Source organism: Halorubrum sp. Boch-26 (assembly GCF_029889805.1).
In the GTDB taxonomy this organism is placed as follows: domain Archaea; phylum Halobacteriota; class Halobacteria; order Halobacteriales; family Haloferacaceae; genus Halorubrum.
Window position 1 is genome coordinate 1 of sequence record NZ_JARANT010000022.1, and the last position, 16,794, is coordinate 16,794.

A 16,794-nucleotide genomic window follows, 5' to 3' on the forward strand; every position below is an offset into this window, starting at 1 on the left:
ACAAACTCTAAGTTGATCTCGTCTAAACAGCCGCCGAGGCGGTCGTTTTCGGGCATAGATCACTTTGAAAACGCACCGCCTCACTTTTCAATCCTTATCTGAACACCGCCTCACCGCCTGCCCAACGACTTATAAACAGCCGCCGACGACACCGTTCGGTCGCTTATAAATACCGCAACAGCGTCGCTACGCGTCGTCGTACGCGAACTCGCTCGTCAGTTCGCCGACGCCCTCGACGCCGATAGTGACGCTGTCGCCGTCCTCCAGCAGCACCGGCGGCTCGCGGTACACGCCCACGCCCGGCGGCGTGCCGGTAAAGAGCAGGTCGCCCGGGGTGAGCGTGAACGCCTGACTGCAGACGGAGACGAGCTCGTCGATCCCGAAGATCAGGTTCGCCGTCGTCGACTCTTGGAGCCGCTCGCCGTTCACGTCCGCCCAGATCGCGAGGTCGTGCGGGTCGTCGACCTCGTCGGTCGTCACGAGCTCCGGCCCGATCGGGGCGAACGAGTCGAGGCTCTTCCCGCGGACCCACTGGCCGTCGCCGTGCTGGAGGTCGCGCGCCGACACGTCGTTGCCGACGGTGAAGCCGGCGACGTGGTCCATCGCCTCCTCGGGGTCGACCCGGCGGGCCTCCTCGCCGATGACCGCCACCAGCTCGGCCTCGTAGTCGACCTTCCCCGTGAGCTCCGGGTCCCACGAGACCGTGTCTTCCGGCCCCGTCACCGAGGTCGGGAACTTCGAGAAGAGCACGGGCTCGTCCGGGATCGGGTTGTCGCCCTCCTCCGCGTGGTCGCGGTAGTTGAGGCCCACGCAGACGACCTTCTGCGGGTCGGAGACGGGCGCCGCCCGCGAGACGGCGTCGGCGTCGTAGCGGCCGACCCCCGTCTCCGTCGCGTACTCGACCGCCAGCTCGGCCTTGCGTCGCCACTCCCAGTCGGCGAGCAGGCCGGTCGTTCCGCCGGCGATGTGGACTCCGGTGGCCGCGCCCGCCTCGGAGAGGTTGATCACGTCGCCGTCGTCCGTCGATACGCCGCACCAGGGGTCTTCCGCGTCCGTCGTTCGGTATTGTCCGAGTCGCATTGAGATGTGTAAGTGATGAAATCGAGTCGTGCGGTCTACAGGTCGATGCCGGCCTCGTCGAGCAGGCGCTCGCCGGAGGCGACGAAGCGGTCGAACTCCTCGCGGACCTTCGGGTTCGTCAGCTCGCCGTCGCGCTTGACGACCTCGCCGTCGACGAGCACCGTGTCGACGTGGGAGGGGTCAGACTGGAAGACGACCGTCTGGACCGGCGAGTGCGAGGGCGCCGTCATGAAGTCGGTCGCGTCGATCAGGACGAGGTCGGCGCGCTTGCCGGGCGTGATCGTCCCGATCTCGTCGTCCAGCCCGAGCGCCTTCGCGCCCTCGATCGTCGCCATCTCCAGCGTGTCGCGCGCGGAGAGGCTCACCTCGGTGACCTCCTCGTCGCCCTCGAGGACGGCCTGGTTGTCGAACATCCGCTGGAGCTGCATCCCGATCCGCATCTGGCTGCCCATGTCGCCGCTGACGTTCGAGCAGACGTCGACGCCCCACGCCGGGCGTCCGCCCGCCTCGAGCACCTTCCCGGTGACGGGGATGCCGTGGCCCATCTGCATCTCGACCTCCGGCGTCGACGAGAAGGAGACGCCCTGCTCGACGGCGTGGTCGACATCCTCCTGGGAGAAGTGGTTCCCGTGGGCGACGTTGACGTCGGGACCGAGCATGTCCTCGATGGCGCCGAAGCCCTGGTACTCCTCGCCGTACACCGACGACGGCCACAGCGCGGCGCCCATGTGGATCGTCGAGAGCGCGCCCAGATCCCGTGCCAGCTCCAAGTCGGCTCGAGCGGTTTCGTCGGTGCAGAAGTCCGGGCCGCGGAGCCCGAGCGCGAGGCTGAGCAGGTCGTCGTCGCGGATCTTCTCCTCGCGGAGCTCGCGGACGTTCTCCTCGGGGAGCCCGACGTCGCTCTCGTACCACCACTTCGCCGCGTCGTCGCCCGGCGGGCCGTAGGTGTACACCGCGCGCAGTCCGGCGTCCTGCAGCGCGTCGACGGCCCGTTCACCGTGTTCGAGCGTGTTGGGGTACGACCAGTCCAAGGCCGTGGTCGTCCCCGTGTGGAGCTTCTCGAACGCCCCGAAGAGGCCGCCGAGGTACATGTCCTCGGGCTGATAGAGCCCGGTGATGTTGCCGAGCATGTGGTCGAAGTACTCGCCCATGAGCGACCAGTCCCCGGCGATACCCCGTACCTGGGTCTGCGCGAGGTGAATGTGCGAGTCGACGAATCCGGGGACGACAATCGTGCCGGACGCGTCGATGACCTCGGCGTTCTCGGTCGAGAGCCCGTGGCCGACGTCCGCGATCTCGCCGTCCTCGATCAGCACGTCCGCCCCATCCAGCTCCCCGATGTCGGGATCGAGAGAGACGATCGTCCCATTTTGTATGATCGTTCGTGTCATGTCCGAGTGTACCGTTTGACCATGAGGTTAAAAATTTACCGTGTGGTAAAGTGAGGTGATCGGTGAGATCGCTTATATACCTCACCGTCGGAGAGGGGCGTATGAGCGAATCCCGTGAGACCGTCACCTCCAAGGACACCGAGGAGGTGATCATGGAGGCCACGTTCCGTGCGCTGAGCAAGCACGGGTACACGGACCTCAGGATGCGCGACATCGGCGAGGAGATGGACCTCACCCGGCAGGTGATCCACTACCACTTCGACGGGAAGTACGACCTGCTGTCGTCGTTCCTCGAGTACGTCATCGACCAGTACGAGGGGAGCGTCGAGGTGGACGAGGACGACCCCCGTTCCGAGCTCGACGCGCGAATCGACCAATGTCTGTTCGGGCCGGAGTTCGAGGAGTTCTCCCACTGGGAGCGCATGAAGGTGTACCACGAGCTGTATACGCACGCGCAGAACGACGGCGACCACCGCGAGATCTTCAACGAGCATTACGACCGCATCCGCGGGAGCATCGTCGAGGTCGTCGAGGACGGGATCGAGCGGGGCGCGTTCGAGCCCGTCGACGCCGAGCGGATGGGCCAGCTCATCACCGACATCATCCACGCGGCCCGCGGCCGCCGGATGGCGCTGGGCCACGAGGACGCGCCGGAGGAGAGTCGAAAGGCGATCGACCAGTTCGTCCTCGACTCGCTGTACGCCGACGACTGACCGCCGGGTCTCTCGCGGGCGCCGGCGCCGGTCGCTTACTCCGAGTCGCCGTCGACCGCGGAGAGCCGCGGTCGAGACCGCTCTTGCTCGTCGCGGAGCCGGTAGGCGCCCGCGAACTCGACCGCGTCACCGACGGAGAGCACCTCGTCTGCCAGCTGAGCGATCAGCTGAACCCCGTCGAACCGCGCGAGCCCGAGGCGGTTCGGCGACCGCACGTCCGGCGGCGTCGTCTCGACGCTCGTCACGGCGACGAGCACGCCGGTTTCGAGCGCGTACGTGGTCGCGTCCGTCCCCGAACAATCGGGACAGCGGCGACGTTGGTAGTACCACCGCCGGCCGCAGTCCGTACAGCGGAAGGCGCGGTCGACCGCGACCGATTCGTCGAAGCGATCGACCGCTCCGTCCGTCGATGTCGCGTCGCTCACGCAGTCAACACCGTACAGACGCTGTTGTTTCCGAACCCCGCGACGTTGATCGCGAACCCGGTCTCCGCGTCGGGGACCCGTCGCTCGGGCGGGAGGTCCCCCCGGAGCTGCCACACCAGCTCGACGATCTGCGAGACGCCGGTCGCGCCGAGGGGGTGGCCGCGAGCCTTCAGCCCGCCGCCGGGGTTCACCGGGAGGGCGCCGTCGAGGGCGGTCTCGCCGTCGAGCGTCGCCTCCCACGCGGTGCCGGAGTCGTAGAAGCCCAGCTCCTCTAATTCGAGCAGTTCGAGGACGGTGAACGCGTCGTGGATGCACGCCACGTCGACGTCGTCCGGGCCGAGCCCGGCCCCGTCAAACGCGCGCTCCCCGGCGGTCCGCACGCTCTCTAAGTCGAGCGGGTCGGGGCGGTCGGCGACCGCGTGGGTGCCGGTGGCGCCGGCGGTGCTCGCGACGCGGACGAGGTCGGGAGGCGAGCGATCGGCGTCGTCGCTCGAACCGGCGTCGTCACCGGCCGACGGCGCCGCGTCCTCGTGCGCGACCACGAGCGCCGCGGCGCCGTCGGTCATCGGGCAGCAGTCGTACAGGCGAAGCGGGTCGGCGACGACAGGCGAGTCGAGCGCCTCGTCGAGCGTGACCTCCCTCCGGAACTGCGCGAACTCGTTGTCGACGGCGTTCCGGTGGTTCTTCCGCGCGACGGCGGCGAGCGCCTCCCGCGGCGCGTCGTGGCGGTCGAGGTACGCCCCGGCGGCGAGGCCGCCGAAGGAGGGGAGCGTGAGTCCCTGCTCGTACTCGCGGTCGTGGACGAGCCGACCGATCGCTCCGGTCACCGTCGACGTCTCGGCGACCGACATCTTCTCGACGCCGACGACGAGGGCGACGCCGGCGCCGCGTTCGACCGCGTCCACTCCGCGGTGACACGCGCTCGCGCCGGTCGCGCTCGTGTTCTCGACCCGGTCCGCGGCGACGCCCTCGATCCCGAGCGCGGCCGCCAGCGCGTTCGCGATCCCGGCCCGCGTCCCGAGGGCCTCCGCGAGCGCGTTCCCCACGTGGAGCGACGCGATATCGTCCCACGCGTGCGGGGAGTCCGCGACCGCCCGCTCGGCCGCGAGCGCGGCGAGGCCGACGACCGACCGCGTCGACTCGCTCTCGAACCGCGTCATGCCGACGCCGGCGATCAGCGCGTCGGTCATCTCACTCCTCGTCGTCGCCGAAGACGCCCTCGCTCGCGAGCTCGTCGATCTCCGCGTCGGAGTAGCCGAGCTCGCGGAACACCTCGCGGTTGTGCTCGCCCAGCAGCGGCGGCGCCCGGTCGAACCCGCTCTCGGCGCCCTCGTACCGCAGCGGGTGTTCGATCACCGGGACCTCGCCGAGCTCCGGGTGTTCGATCTCGGTCACCGTGCCGCGAGCGTCGATCTGCGGATTGTTCAGCGCCTCCTCGACCTCGTACACCGGGCCCGCGGGGACGCCGGCGTCCTCGGCGATGATCTCGATCCACTCGTCGGTCGTGTGCTCCGCGAGCGTCGCCTCGATCTCGGCCTCCAGCTCGTCGAGGTGGTCGACGCGGTCGGCGTTGACCTCGAACCGGTCGTCCTCGGGGAGGTCGGGGCGATCGAGCGCCTCGCACAGCTCGCCCCACAGCTTCTCGTTGAGGATGCAGATGTTGATGTAGCCGTCCTTCGTCTCGAACGTCTGGTAGGGGGCGAGCACCGGGTCCTTCGTCCCCATCCGCTTGGTCTCCTCGCCGGCGAAGGTCATCCCGGCCTGCTTCGTGAGCCACGGCAGCGTCGCCTCTAGCATCCCGAGATCGATGTACTCGCCCTCGCCCGTCCGCTCCCGGCGGTACAGCGCCGTCATCGTTCCGAACGCCGCCCACATGGCCGTGATGAGGTCAGTCATCGGAAGCCCGACCTTGACGGGCTGGCGGCCCTCCTCGCCGGTGACGCTCATGATCCCGCTCATCCCCTGGATGAGCAGGTCGTACCCGGAGCGCTCGCGCCACGGCCCGGTCTGTCCGAACGCGGAGATGGCGAGGTAGATCAGGTCGTCGTTGTACTCGGCGAGCGTCTCGCGGTCGACGTCGAGGCGCTCGGCCGTCCCCGGCCGGAAGTTCTGGATGAACACGTCGGCCTCCTCGACGAGCTCGTACAGCGCCTCCTTGGCCCGGTCGTTCTTCAGGTCGAGTTCGAGGCTTCGCTTGCCGTAGTTCAGCGACCAGTAGTACGGCGACTCGCCCTTGATGAAGGGCGGCCCGGAGTGGCGGACGGCGTCGCCGTAGCCGGGCTGTTCGATCTTGACGACCTCCGCGCCCTGATTCGCGAGCATCGCCGAGCAGAACCCTCCGGTGACGAAGGTGGACAGATCGACGACTGTGATCCCCTCCAAGATCTTGTCCCGATCAGTCATCGCCGATCCCCGCTCCGCGGTCGAACCGCGTCGAATCGGGCGTCGAATCTCGCGTCGAGTCATCTGTCGGTTCGCGCGCCGAGTCACGCTCCGCAGATCCGCCGCGAACGGCGCCAGTCCGCCTTCGGTAGCCGCTTCCGGCGTCCGACCGATCGGTGTTCATTGGTGACTGCACATTGACTTACCATGTGGTAAAACTATCGGCGAGCGCGGGCCTCGTTCCGGTCGAGAGCACGTCGAGTGGGGTTATCGGCCGATATCGAGGGTGTGGAAATCGACGGCGCCGTCACTCCGTCAGCCAGAGCCCGGCAGCCACGACCGCCGCCAGCGCCATCGACCCCGCGAGCAGCGCGAACGCCGGGCGGAATCCGGCGACGTCGGCGACGGTCCCGATGACCGCCGGCGCCAGCGCCCCCGCACCCATGAGCAGGGTCCGGACGACGCCGAGCCCGCCGCCCGCGAGCCAGTCGGGGAGGACCTCTATCAGGTAGGCGCTCCGGACCGGCTGGAACCCGTGAGAGCCGAGCCCGAACAGGGCGACGACGACCGCGGCGGCGACCGCACCGACGCCCACGCCGGGGACCGCCACCAGCGCCGCGAGCGCCGCCGCCGCCAGTCCGAGCGTTGCCACCATCACTGGAAAGCGACCGACCCGATCGGAGAGGTCGCCGGTCGCGAGCTGGACGAAGGTGACGGCGAACACGAGCGAGTACAGGAGGTTCGCCGTCGTCGTCGCCAGCCCGACCTCCCGGGAGAGGTATAAGGGGAGGAACGCGACGAGGCCGTTGTGCGCGAACGAGAACCCGATCGTCACCAGCACGAATGCCGAGAAACGGGGATTCCGGAACAAGCGGAGGTAGTCGACGGCGCCCGGTCCCGTGCCGTCGTCGCCCTCGGCGTCGGGGTCGTCCGGTAGGCGCCCGGGGATGCGGACCGCGAAGGCGACCGCGAGCGAGAGCGCGGCGACCCCCGTGAGCAGGAAGAGCGCGCGCCAGTCGGCGCCCGGCAGCCGGTCCAGGGCGAGCGCGAGCGCCGGCGGCGGCGAGAGGAAGAGCACGACGACCGCGGGGGCGGCAATTCCGCTCAGCGCGCCGAGCGTGTCGTGAACGCCGAGCATCCGGCCGGTCCGGGCCGGGTAGACGCGGGCGAGCAGCCGCACGGCGACCGTCTTGTGGACGCCCGTGCCGGCCCCGATAACGACCATGGCGGCGACGAGCGCCGCGAAGGGGGAGTCGACGACGAGCGCGAGCGCGCCGATCCCCGCGACCGACGCGCCGGCGACGATCACGCGGACCGGGCCGATCCGGTCGGCGACCGCGCCGCTCGGGAACTGCATCAGCGCGTACGCGACCATGAACCCGGAGAAGGCGGTCCCGATCGTGGCGTTGCTCACGCCGTACGTCGACTGGAGCGGTCCGAACAGCGGCGGGAAGAGGTAGCGAACGAACTTACCAAGGAACCAGATGAGTGAGACCAAGATCAGCACGTCGTAGTCGCCGATCCGCCGGAGGTCCATCGCCAGCCCGTAGCCCGGTCATCCGTATAAAAGGCCTGAAGCGCTCGGCGGCTGCCAGTAGGTGTCCCGAGTCGGGAGCCGACCGGCCGTTCAGAACGGTCCCTTCCCGCCGCCCATCATGTCGCCGAGACCGCCGCCCTCGCCGCCGCCCATCTTCTTCATCATGCGCTGCATGTCGCCCTCGCCCATGCCTTGGAACTGGCTGATCGTCTGTTCCATCATGGAGTGCTGCTCTAAGAGCTGCCGGACCGTCTCCTCGTCGGTGCCGGAGCCGCGGGCGATCCGCTCGGTGCGCGACTGGCCGACGACGCGGGGGTTCGTCAGCTCCTCTTCGGTCATCGAGTCCATGATGCGCTCGAACCTTCGCATCCTGTCCTGCGTGACGTCCATCGCGTCGTCCGGGAGCTGGTCCATCATCCCGCCGCCCATGCCGGGGATCATGTCCATCACCTGATCGAGGGGACCCATCCGGTTCATCGCGTCCATCTGCTTTTTCATGTCCTTCAGGGTGAACTCCCCTTTCAGCATGTCCTCGGGATCCCAGTCTTCGTCCTCCTCCTGGGCCTCCGCCATCGCGCGCTCGACGCGCTCGGAGAGCTGCTTGAGGTCGCCCATCCCGAGCAGCCGGGAGATGAATCCGGAGGGCTCGAACCGCTCGATGTCCTGGACCGTCTCGCCGGTCCCGAGGAAGGCGATGGAGGAGTCGGTCTCGTTGACCGCCGTCAGGGCGCCCCCGCCCTTCGCGGTCCCGTCGAGCTTGGTTATCATCACGCCCTCGATGCCGATCGACGACTCGAACTGGCGGGCCTGCTCCTTGGCGCCCTGCCCGATCGCGGCGTCGAGCACGAGGAGCGAGCGGTCGGGGTCGACCGCCCGCTCGATCTCTTCGATCTCCGCGATGAGGTCGTCTTCGAGCGCGTGGCGCCCGGCCGTGTCCACGATGTGGACGTCGGCGTCGGCGGTCTCCTCGAGGCCGGTCCGCGCGATGTCGACGGGGTCGTCGTTGTCGGGGTTCCCGTAGAAGTCGACCTCCGCGCGCTCGCACATCTGCTTGGCCTGGTCGTACGCGCCGGGGCGGAAGGTGTCCGTCTGGATGACGGCGGGGCGGAGCCCCTTCTTCGAGAACCACCACGCCATCTTGGCTGCGGAGGTGGTCTTCCCCGACCCCTGCAGGCCGGCGAGGAGGATCGTCTGGTTTTCGAGGGGAAGCTCCGTCGAGTCCCCGACCAGCTCGACCATCTCCTCGTAGACGATCTTGAGGACGTGGTCCTTCGCGGTCGTGCCGCCCGGCGGCTCCTCGTCGAGCGCGCGGGACTTTATCGAGTCCGACAGCTCCATGACGAGGGAGACGTCGACGTCGGCGGAGAGGAGCGAGCGCTGGATCTCCTTGACGATCTCCTCGACGTCGCTCTCGGAGAGTCGGGACTTCCCCTGGAGCTTGTCGAGGCTGCTCCGGAGGGACGTACCGAGGTCGTCGAGTACCATTTGCCGGAGATAGGCGGTCGACGCGGTAAAGCTTTGTTCGTCGACGGACGCGGAACACGTCTTCGACGCCGGATCGGTGGCGAACGCCTCCAGAACCCACTGATCGGGCATACGTCGTTGTCGGCGGTGACGCGGAATCTCCGAGGCCCCAGCCGCGAGGGCTCTCGCGCCTCGTTTCGCGCCTCGGTCGGTCGCCTCCGCTCCCGCTGCGGTGCTTACGTCGGCGTGCTTCGTCGTCGCAGCTGCCCCCTCGAGTCCCGCCTCGCCCGGCACCGCGCCTCACACCGCCCCGACCTCGCCGCTCGCTCGGGGCTCCCCCCGGTCGCCCACGTCGCTCGCGGCGTCCCTCGCGCGTGCTCCTCGCGGGCCTCCGGCCCGCTCACAGGCACGCGCCGCCGCAAGGGTCTCACCGTCCGACGAGCCGCGCGCCCGCGGCGTCGATCCGACAGCTCTCCGGATCGTACCCCGCGTCGGAGAGCCCGGTACCGAGCGCGAAGACGGTGCGCCCGAGCATCGCCATCGCGGCCCCGCAGTCGTCGGATCGCGCGTCCGAAGCGTCGCCCGCGTCGCCGACCGCCGCGATCGCCTCCGCGACCTCGGGGACGAGGAGGTCGGCCTCGCGGGCGAACCCGCGGGCCGCGTCCATCAGGGTCGGGAGCCGCGGGTCCGCGCGGAGCCGGGCGAGCGCGTCCTCGCCGGCCGCCGAGAGGGCGGACGTGTCGCCGCCCAAGACCGCCTCGGTCGACAGCTCGCCGAAGGTGACGTACTCGACGCGGGCGGCCGCGGGGACGCCGTCGAGCTCGCCGATGCCCGGCGCACCCGGCTCCAACCGGATCGGGACGCCGCCGCGGGCCTGCGCGACCACGTCGCCGAGGCCGGTCCCGCGGCTCACTTCCGCCTCGTGGGCGATCCGGACGAGTTCGTTCTCGGAGCGCCCGCGGTCGAGGGCGGCGTTGGCCGCGAGCGCCGCGCCGAGGGCCGCGGCGCCGGAGACGCCGAAGCCGGCGCCGATCGGGAGGTCGGTCTCGATCGCGACGTCGACGGAACACTCGTCGACGTCGCGCGTGCCGCCCGAAGCTCCCAGCTCCGCGAGCACGTCCTCGACCGCGCCGATCGTTCCGGGCTCGCCGTCGACCGCGCGGGAGCCGGCGGATCCGTCGGTCGCGGGAGCGTTGGTCGCGGAGTCGTCGCTCCCGAGCCGATCCGCCGTCGACACGTGGACCGTCACCCCGTCGGTGAGGGTGAGGCCGGCCCCGCGCGACCCGGCGGCCGCGGGGCGATCGGCCGGGTGCGCGCTGAAGAAGGCGGTGACGTGCCCGGGGACGAACGCGGTCGCCCGCTGCCTGCTCATGGCGAACCGGACGACCGCGCGTCGATTAACGGTTGTTATCCGCGGCGGACGGAACAGCGGTATCCGCGGCGGAGCGACCGCCGACACCGTAGCCGGTAAATATCCCCCACCCGAACTCGGATCATATGCGAGATCAGTTGCGTCCCGTCCTCGCCGCCGTCCTCGCGCTGGTGTTCCCGGGACTCGGGCATCTCGTCTTGCGCCGGTGGGGCCGGGCGCTGCTGTGGCACGTCGCCGTCGTCGGCGGCGGCGTGGCGCTGCTCGCGCTCTACGACATCGATCCGAGCGGGTCGGCCGCGGCGCCGTTCGAGGCCGCCGCCGCGCTGCCGACCGAGATCGCGTTGCCGGTCGCCCTCCTCACCGTGTTGTCGTCGATCGACGCCTACGTCGTCGGACGGGCGGACGTCACCGAGCGGAAACGCGTCAACGCGACCGCCGAGGCGGTCCGGCGCCGCGCCGCGAGCGCGGACGACGAGGGCGCTGCCGCCGGGTCGCCGGTCACCGAACTCACCGGCGAGGAGGGCGAGGCCATGCAGGTCGAATGCCCGAGCTGCGGGAAGGAGACCGACGCCGAGCTCGACTTCTGTCACTGGTGTACGGAACCGCTCCCGTGGGCGGACGCCGAGTGAGCGGCCGGAATCGGCGCCGAGTGAGCGGCCGGAATCGACGGTGCGAGACCGAGATATCGGACGAATAGTTTCTCACTGGTGATAACTGCGGAGGAACTATCATATACTCCGATGGCGACCGTGCAGGTACGGACGCGAACGACGGACGGAACATGAGTCTGAATCCACGGAGATACGACGTACGGGAGCTGCGCCGGATCGCGGGAGCACCGCGGGACGGCGCGGACGAAGCGCCTCGGGAGCGGCCGCTTCGTCAGCCGAACCGGAACCGAGCGGAGCAGGCCGCCCGCTCGGCCGCGTTCACCGAACTGCTCCAGCGTCAGCGAGGGCTGCGGCTGTCCGGCGGCGGATCACAACCCGCCGACGCCGGCGACCGCCCGTACCTACGGGCGATCCCGGCCTCACCGGACGCGGAACACGAGGTCGGCGAGTGGCTCGGCTACCTCGTCGACGTCGGCGGCCACCTGCGGAGCCGCGACGTGCTGTCGTACTACGCCGAACTCGGCTGGGTCGCCCCCGACGCGGTCGACGCGCTCAAGCGTCGACTGGAGGGGTTCGACACCCCGCGACGAGATCGGCCCTTCACTCCCGCGGACCACCGAATCAGTCTCGTCTCCATCGTCCGGATCGCTTCGTGTGCGAGTGATTAACAATGAGCGACGACGACGAATCCACGGAGATCAACGGTACAGACGGCCCGGAAGCGGTGGGCGTGAAACTCGGCAGCACTCGGACGGTGCTCGACATCCCCGACGGGCGGGGCGGCCGCGAGCGCCACTCGACGCTGACGTGTCTCGCGACGTACGAGGACGCCATCACGGGTGAGGAGAAGGTCCTGTTCGGCCACGAGGCCGCGATCGAGTACCCCGACACGGTGCGCTTTATGCTCCGGTCGGGGCTGCCGGAGGACGACGAGAGCGTGGCCGACGCCGAGCGATTCTTCGAGGCCCTCGTGGACGCCCACGACGTGCCCGAGGACAGCGCGGTCGTCTACGCGGTCCCCACCATCGACAACGAGGCGGGCGTGAAGAACCTCAAATCGGTGATCGAGGGCTCCTCCATCGGGGAGGTCGAGACGCGGAGCTACCCCGAGTCGCTGTGCGGGGCGATCCCCGCCTACGGCGACGAACTCTCCGCGATCGACGAGGTGTTCGTTTCGATCAACATGGGGTCGACGACGCTGGAGGCGTGCGCCTACCGGCGCGGCGAGCAGCTCTCGCCGTTCTCGACCGGCTCGGTGACGGGCAACGAGGTCGACCGTCGGATCGTCGCCGCCGTCGAGGAGGAGAGCCAGGGCCGGGTCCACATCGACCGGACGACCGCCCGAGAGTACAAGGAGGAGCACGCCGACGTGTACGACTTCGAGCCGTTCACGGACGTGATCCAGCAGCCCGGCGGCGGGAGCCACGAGTTCACCGTCGACCGGGGCGTTCGGGAGCCGGTCGACCGGTACATCGACGAGGCCGTCGACGTCGTCGCCAACGAGTTCCTTCCGGAGCTCGCGAACGACCACATGAAGCCGTACCAGCTCGCGCTGGGTCACCCGATCGCGGCGACGGGCGGCATGGCCTGCATCCCCGGACTCACCGAGGAGTTCGAGAAGCGGCTCTCGGCCGAGCTCGACCGCGATGTCGAGGTCGTCTCCCCGGACGACCCCGCGACCGCCGCCGCGGAGGGCGCCGGTCGGATCGCCGAACGCCTGATCTGAGCGGTCGGCCTCGTTTTTCCGCCGCGCTTCACAGTGGAACAAGGAGGTATCCCCCGGCTTCAGCCGTACACCGCCTCCGTCGATTCGACGGCGGAAGGGGGGTCCACTGACAAGCCCACGGGTTCAGTCGTGGGTTACTGACACGTCGAACAGCCGGTCGGCGTCCTCCGCCTGTCTCCGGTAGATCCCTCGCCCTTTCAGCCGCGGTACCTCGTGTCGGTGGAGCGTCCCGTCCTCGCAGTCGTACACGATGGGAAAGACGTTGGTCCGGCGCCGGGCGACCGTGTACGAGCGCGCCGCCTCGACGAGCGCCGGGTCCGGATCGGAGACCGGAAAGACGACGTAGCCGAGCGGGGTCGTCGAGCCGTGCGGGTCGTCGACGCGGTCGACGAGCACGTCGCGGAACGCGTCGGCGGTCGAGACGAGGTCCTCCGGCTCGGGGTCCGACTCGCCGTCGACCAGCGTGGCGAGGACGGCGACCGCCCCGATCGAGTCGTCGTCGTCGCGGGCCTCCCACACCGGATCGAACCCGTTCGTGTGCTCGTCGACGGGGTCGAACCCGAGTTTTCGTCGATTCTCGACGACGGCATCGCGGTACTGCGTGTGGTCCATATCGTCCTCCAAGAACCCCATGATGAAAAATAACACACATGGCGGCGACACGCGCCAGCCCCCCGACCGGAGTCCGAGCGGTCGACCCCGACGAGCGAGGCGACGACGCGGTCGTCGAACGACCGCGGCCGTACCCAGTCAGAGACTGTCGAGAGGCCCCCTACTCGTCGTCGGATTTCCCCGGCCACGTCACGGAGCCGAGGAACGGAACGCCGGTCTGTTCCGCCGCTCGCGAGATCATGTGCGCGCCGGTCGGCACCGTCAGGAACAGGAAGACGATGCCGATGAGCGACGAGAGGCCGGCACCCCCGGGACCGAAGTAGACGAATCCGGCGAGAAACACCGCGACCGTTCCGATGGTCGCCGGTTTGCTCGTCGCGTGCATCCGGTTGTACACGTTCGGCAGCCGAAGCAGGCCGATCGTCCCGACCGTGAGGAAGAACGCCCCGACGACGACGAACGCGATGACGATCCACGTCCGTATCGGAGTCGATTCGATCATCGACGACCCCCTCCGAAAACCGGGTGAGCCGTCGGAATCGCTCGTCTTACTTGATGTTGGGAATCCATAATGTGGTCACTCCTGCGTAACGATGATGTCCCCTTCGGTGATGAACTTGGCAACCGCGACCGTCGAGAGAAACGCGATGATCGCGAGAACGAGACTGACGATCACGAAGAGGCCCCGACCGGTCTTGATTGCGAACAGGACGGCGATCGCGACGACGTTCGTCGCGATCGCGTCCAGCGCGACCACGCGGTCGGGAACCGTCGGCCCCTTGACTGCGCGGTAGCCGCACAGTAGGTTCAGCAGCGCGACGAGGATGATCGCGGCGTCGACGACCAGTAGCAGGGACCCCTCAGCGGCCATCTCCGTCACCTCCGGTGGTCGCCTCGTTTGGCGGGTCGGCCGCCGTCGCTTCTCCCGTTTCTGGAGCGGCCTGCTTGAGGATGGGATGCGTTCTGTCGGGCGGGTAGACCGCGAAATCCGGCGCGGGGTCGCTCGGCGAGAGCTCCTCGTCGAAGATGACGAGCGCGTAGTTCTCCCAATCGCGGATCGGGTCGACGATATCCTCCGGATCGCTTCCGTCGATGACGTGGACGTACAGCGCGTTCTCCGCTGGATCGTAATTGAGCGTGAGCGACCCGGGAGTCATCGTGATGCTGTTGGCGATGGTGGTCACGCCGAGGTCGGTCCGCACGCGCAGCGGGATGAGGATCACCTCGGGTTCGACCGGGTCGGAGCGCGCGAGCACGCGGTACGTGACGTCGAGACTGGCGACGATCGCCTCCCGCACGAACGTCAGCGCGTACAACAGCGCGTACGGGACCCCGCGAACCGATCGGGGGATATCGATGGTGTCCCCGTACAGACGCCGGAAGACGAAGGCCGTGGGCAGGCCGACCACGAGGCCGATCAGCAGCGACCCGACGACCGGTTCGGGCGCGAGCGGCGGCCCCTGGACGAACATCCAGAGGACGCCGAACAGGAGCCCGGCGATCGGCCAAGTGCGGGTCACGCGCCGTCACCTCCGTTGAGCCCCACGATGTCGACGTAGGCCTCGCCGTCGAGTGCCGCGGTCGCCGCCGTCTCGGCGAACCGGTAGATCGGATCGAACCCCACGCCGACGAGAACGACGGCCGCCGCGAGCGCGACGAGGACCGTCACCTGTCCCGACTCGACGGACGCGACCTCGACCGCCGCCGTCTCGCGTCCCCAGAAGCCGCCGACCCACACCCGCGTCGCGTACAGGATCGTGAGCGCGGCGCCGAGGAGCAACGCGACCAGCGCGAGCGCCGACAGCAGGCCGGAATCGGACGCGAGTCCTCGGATCGCCGCGTCGAACGCGAGGAACTTCCCGAAGAACCCGGTCAGCGGCGGGAGGCCGATCAGCGAACAGAGGCCGACGAAGACGGCTCCCGAGAGCACCGGCGAGTGGCCGGCGAGTCCCCCGAGGTCCCGCAACCGATCCGTCTTGGTCGCGTCCTCGACGGCGCCGACCGAGAGGAAGAGCAGTCCCTTCGCGAGCGCGTGATGGAGCGCGAACACGAGCGCGGCCGCAATGGCGACCCCGCGGAGCGCCCCCGTGGGATCTGCCGCCGCGGCGATGGCGACGGGAATCGCGATGAAGCCGACCTGTCCGATGCTCGAGTACGCGAACACGCCCCCGAGTCGGTCCCGACCGATGGCGCCGAACCCGCCGACGAGGATGCTCGCCACCCCCATCGCACCCAACACCGGGGCGAGAAAGTCCAGCGGTGACGTGCCGGTGAGACCCGCCACGTCGACGGGGATCGTCGCGGCCGCGAAGACCGTGAAGTAGAGGCGAACGATCGCGTAGATTCCGACCTTCTTGGTGACGCCGGCGAGCATCGCGGTGACGGGCGCGGGGGCGGCGGTGTAGGCCGCGGGCACCCAGAACTGGAAGGGGACGAGCCCGGCCTTCAGCGCGAACACCGCGAGCAGCAGCGCCGACAGCCCGACGACCGGCGCGGGATCGATGCCGTACGCGTCGGGAGTCGCCAACCGCCGGGCCATGTCGGCCATGTTGAGCGTCCCCGTCGTGGCGTACAGACCGCCGACTGCGACGAGCATGAGCGCGCTTCCGAACACGTTCATCACGAGATACCGGAACGACGCCGCGGTGGCGTGATCGGTGCCGTAGAAGGCGACGAAGACGTAGCTGGCGACCAACATCACCTCGAACCAGACGAACAGGTTGAACAGATCGCCGGTGAGGAACGCGCCGGTCACGCCCGCGAGGAGCATGTGGAACAGCGGATGGTAGTACACGCGCTGGTTCTCGGGGGTCACGTACCGGACCGAGAACAGTATCGAAGCGAGACCGACGCCCGCGGCGATCGTCAGCATGAACGCGGACAGCCCGTCTAAGACGAGCGTGATCCCGAAGGGAGCGGGCCAGTCACCTACCTGATACACCGCCGCGCCGGGGGCAGTTTCCCCGAGAACCAACGCCCAGACGGCGACGGACACGGTTCCGACGTAGCCGACGGCACCGGCCACGCTCGTCGCGCGTTGGACCCGTGGCCGCCGGCCGAGCGCGAGCGTCAGCACGGCGGTCGTTACCACGACTAGTAGCGGCGCGATCACGAGCCGGCTCATTTCGTCCACTCCGTGACATCCATGGTCTCGTTCTCCTCGTAGGCGCGGTACGACAGCACGAGCGCCAGCGCGGTCGTTCCGAAACTGATGACGATCGCCGTCAGGACGAGCGCCTGTACCACCGGGTCGGCGATCTCGGGGACGCCGCCACCGTGGACCGCGAGGACGGGCACGAGGTCCTGCGTCCCCTCGTCGATGCCGCCCATCGCGATCAGGTAGACGAACGTCGCCTGGGAGACGACGGCGACCCCGAACACGACCCGCACGAGGTCGCGCTGGAGGAGGAGGAACGTCCCGACGGCGAACAGCCCGCCGACCGCGACCGCGAGGGCGACGCTCATCGCTCACCGCCCCCGC

General features: G+C 69.1%; 18 protein-coding genes. 4 read left to right on the forward strand and 14 right to left on the reverse strand.

Annotated features, from left to right (window positions below):
• Positions 1-186: 186 nt before the first annotated feature.
• A complete protein-coding gene (locus OQF71_RS05010) occupies positions 187-1,080 on the reverse strand; it encodes a fumarylacetoacetate hydrolase family protein (RefSeq protein WP_280586207.1) in 894 nt (297 codons plus the stop codon).
• 35 nt (positions 1,081-1,115) lie between these two features.
• The gene (locus OQF71_RS05015; RefSeq protein ID WP_280586208.1) at positions 1,116-2,471 is read right to left on the reverse strand and encodes an amidohydrolase family protein; all 1,356 of its coding nucleotides are present in this window, start codon (positions 2,469-2,471) and stop codon (positions 1,116-1,118) included.
• Between the two features lie 101 nt (positions 2,472-2,572).
• On the opposite strand from OQF71_RS05015, the gene OQF71_RS05020 reads away from it, so the two are divergent.
• On the forward strand, positions 2,573-3,184 hold the full coding sequence (locus OQF71_RS05020; protein WP_280586210.1) for a TetR/AcrR family transcriptional regulator: 612 nt from the start codon (positions 2,573-2,575) through the stop codon (positions 3,182-3,184).
• Between the two features lie 35 nt (positions 3,185-3,219).
• On the opposite strand, the gene OQF71_RS05025 is transcribed toward OQF71_RS05020, so the two are convergent.
• The 6 genes from OQF71_RS05025 to OQF71_RS05050 form a co-directional block, all read right to left on the reverse strand.
• Complete coding sequence (locus tag OQF71_RS05025) at positions 3,220-3,609, reverse strand: hypothetical protein (protein WP_280586211.1); 390 nt, start codon at positions 3,607-3,609, stop codon at positions 3,220-3,222.
• Positions 3,606-4,799, reverse strand: a complete 1,194-nt coding sequence (locus OQF71_RS05030; protein WP_280586212.1) for a thiolase family protein — start codon at positions 4,797-4,799, stop codon at positions 3,606-3,608. Before OQF71_RS05030 ends, OQF71_RS05025 begins: the two co-directional genes overlap by 4 nt.
• Position 4,800: 1 nt before the next feature.
• On the reverse strand, positions 4,801-6,012 hold the full coding sequence (locus OQF71_RS05035) for a CoA transferase (protein ID WP_280586213.1): 1,212 nt from the start codon (positions 6,010-6,012) through the stop codon (positions 4,801-4,803).
• A gap of 286 nt (positions 6,013-6,298) precedes the next feature.
• Entirely contained in the window at positions 6,299-7,528 is a 1,230-nt protein-coding gene (locus tag OQF71_RS05040; protein ID WP_280586217.1) for an MFS transporter, read from the reverse strand.
• 90 nt (positions 7,529-7,618) lie between these two features.
• Positions 7,619-9,013: a signal recognition particle protein Srp54 gene (locus OQF71_RS05045; RefSeq protein ID WP_280586219.1), complete on the reverse strand. Its 1,395-nt coding sequence runs from the start codon at positions 9,011-9,013 to the stop codon at positions 7,619-7,621.
• Positions 9,014-9,419: 406 nt separating this feature from the next.
• Entirely contained in the window at positions 9,420-10,364 is a 945-nt protein-coding gene (locus OQF71_RS05050; protein WP_280586221.1) for a pantoate kinase, read from the reverse strand.
• Positions 10,365-10,489: 125 nt separating this feature from the next.
• Here OQF71_RS05050 and OQF71_RS05055 point away from each other — a divergent pair, with 125 nt between their 5' ends.
• The 3 genes from OQF71_RS05055 to OQF71_RS05065 all read left to right on the forward strand — a co-directional run bounded on the left by OQF71_RS05055 (position 10,490) and on the right by OQF71_RS05065 (position 12,701).
• Positions 10,490-10,993 (forward strand): DUF6677 family protein, encoded by a 504-nt coding sequence (locus OQF71_RS05055; protein WP_280586223.1) that lies wholly within the window; start codon positions 10,490-10,492, stop codon positions 10,991-10,993.
• A 152-nt stretch (positions 10,994-11,145) separates the two neighbouring features.
• Positions 11,146-11,643, forward strand: a complete 498-nt coding sequence (locus OQF71_RS05060; RefSeq protein ID WP_280586225.1) for a FlaD/FlaE family flagellar protein — start codon at positions 11,146-11,148, stop codon at positions 11,641-11,643.
• A 2-nt stretch (positions 11,644-11,645) separates the two neighbouring features.
• Positions 11,646-12,701, forward strand: coding sequence for a hypothetical protein (locus OQF71_RS05065; RefSeq protein ID WP_280586228.1), 1,056 nt, complete (start codon positions 11,646-11,648; stop codon positions 12,699-12,701).
• Between the two features lie 123 nt (positions 12,702-12,824).
• Here OQF71_RS05065 and OQF71_RS05070 read toward each other — a convergent pair whose 3' ends face one another.
• The 6 genes from OQF71_RS05070 to OQF71_RS05095 all read right to left on the reverse strand — a co-directional run bounded on the left by OQF71_RS05070 (position 12,825) and on the right by OQF71_RS05095 (position 16,778).
• Positions 12,825-13,313, reverse strand: a complete 489-nt coding sequence (locus OQF71_RS05070) for a hypothetical protein (RefSeq protein WP_280586229.1) — start codon at positions 13,311-13,313, stop codon at positions 12,825-12,827.
• A 160-nt stretch (positions 13,314-13,473) separates the two neighbouring features.
• Positions 13,474-13,815, reverse strand: coding sequence for a monovalent cation/H(+) antiporter subunit G (mnhG, locus tag OQF71_RS05075; protein ID WP_280586231.1), 342 nt, complete (start codon positions 13,813-13,815; stop codon positions 13,474-13,476).
• Between the two features lie 75 nt (positions 13,816-13,890).
• Positions 13,891-14,184 (reverse strand): monovalent cation/H+ antiporter complex subunit F, encoded by a 294-nt coding sequence (locus OQF71_RS05080; protein WP_280586232.1) that lies wholly within the window; start codon positions 14,182-14,184, stop codon positions 13,891-13,893.
• On the reverse strand, positions 14,174-14,833 hold the full coding sequence (locus OQF71_RS05085; protein WP_280586233.1) for a Na+/H+ antiporter subunit E: 660 nt from the start codon (positions 14,831-14,833) through the stop codon (positions 14,174-14,176). The genes OQF71_RS05080 and OQF71_RS05085 overlap by 11 nt, the downstream gene beginning before the upstream one ends.
• Positions 14,830-16,437: a proton-conducting transporter membrane subunit gene (locus tag OQF71_RS05090; RefSeq protein WP_280586234.1), complete on the reverse strand. Its 1,608-nt coding sequence runs from the start codon at positions 16,435-16,437 to the stop codon at positions 14,830-14,832. The genes OQF71_RS05085 and OQF71_RS05090 overlap by 4 nt, the downstream gene beginning before the upstream one ends.
• Complete coding sequence (locus OQF71_RS05095) at positions 16,434-16,778, reverse strand: sodium:proton antiporter (RefSeq protein WP_280586235.1); 345 nt, start codon at positions 16,776-16,778, stop codon at positions 16,434-16,436. Before OQF71_RS05095 ends, OQF71_RS05090 begins: the two co-directional genes overlap by 4 nt.
• Positions 16,779-16,794: the final 16 nt, after the last annotated feature.

Excerpts from the sequence above, each read along its gene's own strand:
- OQF71_RS05050 (WP_280586221.1), bottom strand. The coding sequence starts at position 10,364 with ATGAGCAGGCAGCGGGCGACCGCGTTCGTCCCCGGGCACGTCACCGCC.
- mnhG (WP_280586231.1), bottom strand. The coding sequence starts at position 13,815 with ATGATCGAATCGACTCCGATACGGACGTGGATCGTCATCGCGTTCGTC.
- OQF71_RS05045 (WP_280586219.1), bottom strand. The coding sequence starts at position 9,013 with ATGGTACTCGACGACCTCGGTACGTCCCTCCGGAGCAGCCTCGACAAG.
- OQF71_RS05070 (WP_280586229.1), bottom strand. The coding sequence starts at position 13,313 with ATGGACCACACGCAGTACCGCGATGCCGTCGTCGAGAATCGACGAAAA.
- OQF71_RS05020 (WP_280586210.1), top strand. The coding sequence starts at position 2,573 with ATGAGCGAATCCCGTGAGACCGTCACCTCCAAGGACACCGAGGAGGTG.
- OQF71_RS05095 (WP_280586235.1), bottom strand. The coding sequence starts at position 16,778 with ATGAGCGTCGCCCTCGCGGTCGCGGTCGGCGGGCTGTTCGCCGTCGGG.
- OQF71_RS05040 (WP_280586217.1), bottom strand. The coding sequence starts at position 7,528 with ATGGACCTCCGGCGGATCGGCGACTACGACGTGCTGATCTTGGTCTCA.
- OQF71_RS05065 (WP_280586228.1), top strand. The coding sequence starts at position 11,646 with ATGAGCGACGACGACGAATCCACGGAGATCAACGGTACAGACGGCCCG.
- OQF71_RS05080 (WP_280586232.1), bottom strand. The coding sequence starts at position 14,184 with ATGGCCGCTGAGGGGTCCCTGCTACTGGTCGTCGACGCCGCGATCATC.
- OQF71_RS05015 (WP_280586208.1), bottom strand. The coding sequence starts at position 2,471 with ATGACACGAACGATCATACAAAATGGGACGATCGTCTCTCTCGATCCC.
- OQF71_RS05030 (WP_280586212.1), bottom strand. The coding sequence starts at position 4,799 with ATGACCGACGCGCTGATCGCCGGCGTCGGCATGACGCGGTTCGAGAGC.
- OQF71_RS05060 (WP_280586225.1), top strand. The coding sequence starts at position 11,146 with ATGAGTCTGAATCCACGGAGATACGACGTACGGGAGCTGCGCCGGATC.
- OQF71_RS05055 (WP_280586223.1), top strand. The coding sequence starts at position 10,490 with ATGCGAGATCAGTTGCGTCCCGTCCTCGCCGCCGTCCTCGCGCTGGTG.
- OQF71_RS05035 (WP_280586213.1), bottom strand. The coding sequence starts at position 6,012 with ATGACTGATCGGGACAAGATCTTGGAGGGGATCACAGTCGTCGATCTG.
- OQF71_RS05010 (WP_280586207.1), bottom strand. The coding sequence starts at position 1,080 with ATGCGACTCGGACAATACCGAACGACGGACGCGGAAGACCCCTGGTGC.
- OQF71_RS05090 (WP_280586234.1), bottom strand. The coding sequence starts at position 16,437 with ATGAGCCGGCTCGTGATCGCGCCGCTACTAGTCGTGGTAACGACCGCC.